Below are 5,154 nucleotides of genomic sequence, written 5' to 3'. Positions count from 1 at the left end.
ATATATTTCATAATCTTTCCTCCGATCTGTTTAATTAAAGTATCGGAGTTTCAAAATATTTTTATTCAAAAGAAAAAGGATAGGAAAGCTCTCGCTTCCTATCCTCATTTATTATAATACGCGGCCAAATAGTTCTAAAACCATTTCTATCTCTTGGTCGCTCCAACCTTTAAATTTCTCTTTATAATATTCTTTACGCACAGCTTCAAGCTTTTCAGTTACTTCTCGTCCGTTTTCAGTAATTTCTAAGTATACGATACGACGGTCCGAATTTGAACGTTTTCTTTCAACAAACCCTTTTCGCACGAGACGATCTGTTACAGCTGTAATATGACTGGAGGTTACGTTTACTTCACTCGCAATTTGCGAAGCCATCTGTGGACTTTTTAAAAATAACGCACGTAATACAGAAAATTCATTATATGGCATATGCTCTGAAAAACGTGTATTAATATCATTTTGTAATAAACGTATCATCTTTCGAAATGATGCAGATAAATCTAAAATCAGTGTTTCTCTATTTTCGTTCACTAGCCTCGTCCCTTTTTTATCATATTTACACATATTATAATCTATAAATACCTATATTGTATATGCTTTCTTCCCTCAACATTCTCATTTATGTAACTTTTTTCATAAGATTTTCTTTTTTGTTCACACATATACATATAAAAAAGGATGGTGAGCATAAATGCAAAGTGGAATGAATCCGTATCTACATAATATCCGTACGACAAATACTGGTAAAGAAGCTACTATTACTGTACAAGGAGAAGGCATTATAAAGGCAAAACCAAATGTTGTCATATTAACACTGGGCATTCGAACCGATAGTAAAAATGTAAAACAAGCGCAAGAAGAAAATGCAGTGCAATCGAAACAATTGCTTGATGCACTCAAACAGCTAGGTATTGCCGATAAAGATATAGAAACTATTTCTTATACGATTACTCCTCAATACGAATATGTAAATGATAAAGCATTACTACAAGGATACCGTGTGGAGCATTTGTATGAAATTACCGTTTTAAATGTGCAAAAAGCAGGGGAAGTATATGATATAGCCGTTACAAATGGTGCAAACGTAGCAAAAGGATTACGTTTTCGAATATCTCATCCAAATAAATATTATGAGCAAGCTCTCATTCAAGCTCTGCAACAAGCAGTAGACAAAGCTCGTACAATTGCGAGTACCTACAATTTAAATATTAATCCTGTTCCCCTCTCACTCGTTGAAGAATCTGCCCAATTACCACGGGAGATCKCATCATATGCTACTTTGCATGCGCAAGCAGCTCCGCCCATTCAATCAGGAGAACTAGAAATCATTTCATCTATCCGGGCAATTTTTACGTATTTATAAATAAACTCATTTATAAGTAACCGTTATCATTTTCGTTGTTGTAAAAACATGATGTTCTGATATAATAAAGGACGGTGAGCTCTTACATAAGAGATATCACGGGTGGGAGAGGGATATGAAAAAGAAGGTTTAACATGAAAGGAATACTTGAAAGAACATTTAAATTAGACTTACACCAAACATCACCAAAACAAGAAGTTTTAGCTGGAGTCACGTCATTTTTCACAATYGTTTATATTATGATTGTAAATGCGTCAATCTTATCAGATGCCGGCATTCCTCTTGARGCAGGAATTTTGGCAACTGTTTTYAGTTCATTTGTCGGATGTCTACTYATGGCATTTTGGGCAAATGCACCTGCTATTCTTGTCCCTGGTATGGGTGTAAATGCATTCTTCACGTACACTGCTGTGCATACGCTCGGTTTAGCTTGGCAAGAAGCATTGGCAGCTGTTTTTATCGCCGGTATTATTTTTGCAATTGCTGCTTTTACACCGATTGCTCGCGTGCTTTCGGTATCGATTCCAAAGTCATTAAAGGAAGCGATCACTGTCGGTATCGGGTTGTTTTTAGCTTTCATCGGCTTGCAAAAAGGTGGTTTAGTCGTTTCGCATCCTAATACTGCTGTTGCAATGGGGAAATTAAGTAGTCCTATCGTTCTTGCAACACTACTTACTCTTATTGTGGCACTTGTGCTATTTGTTCGTAACGTACGTGGAAACTTTTTATGGACGATTGCAATTGGAACTGGTATTGCATGGCTGTTTGGTCTTGTTGATACGAGTCAAATGGGAAATAGTTCGTTTTCATTCGCTAATTAYGGCGATGTGTTTGGAGCTATGTCATTTGGRAAACTTTCTTCCTTRCCATTTTGGATTGCAACATTCTCCTTAAGCATGGTGCTTATTTTTGAGAACATGGGACTACTTCACGGTTTATTAGAAGATGATCGTAAATTCCCACGTGCTTACCAAGCAAATGCAATTTCAGCAATGACATGTGGTCTATTTGGCACAAGCCCTACCGTTTCAACAGTAGAGAGTGCCGCAGGTATTACTGCCGGCGGAAAGACAGGTCTGACGTCTATCGTTACAGGGTTGTTATTCTTCGCATCACTGTTTGCGCTTCCGTTTGTCAAAATAATTCCTGATAGTGCCATTGCACCAATCTTAATTATTATTGGCGGTCTGATGATTACAAGCATTCAACAAATTCCTCTGAACGACTTTTCAGAAGGATTTCCAGCGTTTTTAATTATCGTTATGATCCCGCTCACATATAGTATCGCTGATGGTATTGCGTTCGGATTTATTGCTTATCCTATCTTGAAAGTTGCTCTTGGAAAGCGTAAAGAAGTCGCACCGTCCATGTATATTATTACATGCTTATTCTTAGCCATGTTCGTATTACACGCTATTGGCTAAGAAACAAACACCGAGGAAATCCTCGGTGTTTTTTTACTTAAACCAACCTTTTTTATAAAACCAAGCCATCATTCCGCCGCCAATTAACGCCATTAAAATTAAGCAAATAAAATAACTATACTTCCCGCCAAGCTCTGGCATATGTGCGAAGTTCATGCCGTATACCCCTGCAATAAATGTTAACGGCATGAAAATAGTTGAGAAAACAGTTAATGTTTTCATAATATTGTTCATATGGTGGGAATTCAATGAAAAGTAACTATCTCGAATATCTGCTGTCAATTCACGGCTCGCTTCAATCATCTCTGTCAGTTTAAGCAAATGATCATGTATGTCTTTAAAATAAATTTCATGATCGCTTATACCGTAAAAACGAGTTGAATTTAAAATGCGATACAATAAATCACGCATCGGAATAATCGTACGCCTTAGCTTAGATAAATCTGTCCGAATATCAAATACCTCTTCTAGCACACTTCCTGCTGTCTCACCCGTTAAATTATCATCAATTGCATTTAAATGGTCTTCAATGTAATATACAGGTGCGAAATAATCATCTACAATTTGGTCAATAATTGTATGTGCTACATTTAAAGGACTCTTCTTAATACGTTTCTTCTCACCGAGCGTTTTCCATACTCTTTCAATCGCATTGTTATGAGAGAAGTGAAAAGAGACTATATATCGATCACTAACAAATAAATCGATTTCATGCGGTTCTAATCCGTCTTCTCCGAATGCATGGAGAACTAAAAAGTTATATCCATCATAAAAATCTACCTTTGGCCTCTGTACATACTCTACACAATCTTCAATTGCAAGGGGATGGAATTTGAAGTGATCTTGTAAAATATATGTATACTCYTCTTTCGTYGGCTTATATAAATCAAGCCAATACCATAYGATGTTYTCTTKTYTCGTTTCTTCTAGCGAMACATCATATAAAACTTCATTTTTTTTCGTTATTGCACAAATTCTAATCATAATTTCACCCTTTACTATTATAAACAAAAAATAGTAAAAAAAGCCAAGGAGAAATCTCCTCAGCTTTTTTTTATCCCGCTATTTGCGGGCAGTAAGACCCCTACCTCAAAATTCAGCGAAAGCAMAGAAGTTAGGTCTGGGTCGGGCTGCCCGTAAAYGCCCGATTGGTGAAGGCTAATAATCAGTGGGGATAAAGCCCCCCTGATTAAAGTTTCACTTTATTACTTCGTTACAATTCCGTGTACTAAAGTTGGTGCACCTACGTGTTCTTTAGAGATTTTCATGTTCTCATAAATTTTCGCTTTTACATCTTCAACATTTTCGCGGTTTGCGTAAATTGTAACAAGAGAGTCACCTTTTTTCACGCTATCGCCTACTTTTTTACGAAGCATTAGACCCACTGCTAAATCAATTTCAGACTCTTTCGTTGCACGCCCTGCTCCTAAAAGCATTGCTGCTGTTCCGATTTCATCTGCAACGATTTCCGATACGTAACCGTCTTCTTTCGCTTCCACTTCAATTTTAAATTGTGCTTGTGGCAATTTAGAAGGATCATCAACAACAGAAGCATCGCCGCCTTGCGCTGATAAGAACGTTTTAAATGATCCTAGCGCTTTACCGTTGTTCATTACTTCAATTAGCTTTTCACGAGCATCTTCTAAAGATGAAGCTTGTCCAGCAAGGTATACCATTTGACTTCCAAGCGTTAAACATAGCTCTTCTAAATCTTTCGGTCCCTTACCTTGTAATGTATCAATTGCTTCTTGTACTTCTAATGCATTACCAATTGCTTCACCAAGCGGCTGACTCATATCAGAAATAACTGCCATCGTATTACGACCAACGTTATTACCGATGCGTACCATTGCTTCTGCTAAACGCTTTGCATCTTCATCCGTTTTCATAAATGCACCTGCTCCAGTTTTCACATCAAGAACAATTGCATCTGCACCAGCAGCAATTTTTTTACTCATAATCGAGCTTGCAATAAGCGGAATAGAATTTACTGTTGCCGTTACATCACGAAGTGCATATAACTTTTTATCAGCAGGTGTTAAGTTTCCACTTTGTCCGATAACAGCAATTTTATTTTCATTTACAAGACGCATGAATTCATCATTTTCAATTTCCACATGGAATCCTGGTACTGCTTCTAATTTATCAATTGTACCACCMGTATGTCCTAGACCTCGTCCAGACATTTTCGCAACTGGTACACCTAAAGCAGCTACTAATGGACCTAATACAAGTGTCGTTGTATCACCAACTCCACCCGTTGAATGCTTATCTACTTTTACCCCTTCAATGGCTGATAAATCAATTGTATCACCGCTATTTACCATTGCCATCGTTAAATCAGCACGTTCTTGATCATTCATATCT

At 37.3% G+C, this 5,154-nt stretch carries 5 protein-coding genes; 2 read left to right on the top strand and 3 right to left on the bottom strand.

What is annotated here, in order from left to right; genetic code table 11:
• Positions 1–111: 111 nt before the first annotated feature.
• Positions 112–531, bottom strand: a complete 420-nt coding sequence (locus tag AC1DJR_RS16750; RefSeq protein ID WP_002088468.1) for a MarR family winged helix-turn-helix transcriptional regulator — start codon at positions 529–531, stop codon at positions 112–114.
• A gap of 160 nt (positions 532–691) precedes the next feature.
• Here AC1DJR_RS16750 and AC1DJR_RS16745 point away from each other — a divergent pair, with 160 nt between their 5' ends.
• Both AC1DJR_RS16745 and AC1DJR_RS16740 read left to right on the top strand, forming a co-directional pair.
• Positions 692–1,363, top strand: a complete 672-nt coding sequence (locus tag AC1DJR_RS16745; RefSeq protein ID WP_477003063.1) for an SIMPL domain-containing protein — start codon at positions 692–694, stop codon at positions 1,361–1,363.
• Between the two features lie 134 nt (positions 1,364–1,497).
• On the top strand, positions 1,498–2,787 hold the full coding sequence (locus tag AC1DJR_RS16740) for an NCS2 family permease (RefSeq protein WP_070144750.1): 1,290 nt from the start codon (positions 1,498–1,500) through the stop codon (positions 2,785–2,787).
• A 33-nt stretch (positions 2,788–2,820) separates the two neighbouring features.
• On the opposite strand, the gene corA is transcribed toward AC1DJR_RS16740, so the two are convergent.
• Positions 2,821–3,771: a magnesium/cobalt transporter CorA gene (gene corA, locus AC1DJR_RS16735; protein ID WP_477003062.1), complete on the bottom strand. Its 951-nt coding sequence runs from the start codon at positions 3,769–3,771 to the stop codon at positions 2,821–2,823.
• A gap of 221 nt (positions 3,772–3,992) precedes the next feature.
• Positions 3,993–5,154 (bottom strand): pyrimidine-nucleoside phosphorylase (locus tag AC1DJR_RS16730; RefSeq protein ID WP_477003061.1); only part of this gene is annotated, 1,162 nt, incomplete at its 5' end.

This window comes from Bacillus sp. 05T31 (genome assembly GCF_056396725.1).
Note: the sequence above shows the minus strand (reverse complement) of the source record. Positions and strands in the feature narration are given on the sequence as shown.